General features: G+C 52.1%; 1 protein-coding gene. It reads left to right on the top strand.

All coding sequences use genetic code 11. From position 1 onward, the window contains the following. On the top strand, positions 1 to 468 hold a 468-nt coding region (locus tag ICL55_RS34950; RefSeq protein WP_188106711.1), incomplete at both ends, for a hypothetical protein.

Genomic DNA, 468 nt, shown 5'->3' on the forward strand with positions numbered 1-468 from the left:
AGACGCACAGGTTACCAATCCGGTATGTAACAGTGGAAATACTTTCGACGTGGTGACCTCCAACCAGGTAGGTCTCATCACCCAGTATACCATCAAAGTTGCGGCGACAAGACAGATGCCTGGCTTCACGACGCAGACCGGTGCATGGCAGACCACACCGATCGCCGTTACCTATCCGACAGGTACCGCAGCCGGTACATACGACTTCATCCTCACCGTACAGGATGGCAGCAATGCAGGTTGTACCAAAGATGTACCGTTCTCCGTACAGATCGACGCTAATCCGACTGTGCAGATTACAGCCGTACCAGACCAGATCTGTAAAGGCGCTACCACTACCCTGTCTATCGACAACAGCAACAATGGCCATAAAATCAGATGGACCCTGGACGGCGTAGCCATCCCTGGTACTGACGACAAGGTGTCTATCACCCACACGCCTACTGTAATTGGAAACAACACCTACAA

The sequence above is a fragment of the Chitinophaga varians genome (assembly GCF_014529945.1).
GTDB classification, from domain to species: domain Bacteria; phylum Bacteroidota; class Bacteroidia; order Chitinophagales; family Chitinophagaceae; genus Chitinophaga; species Chitinophaga varians.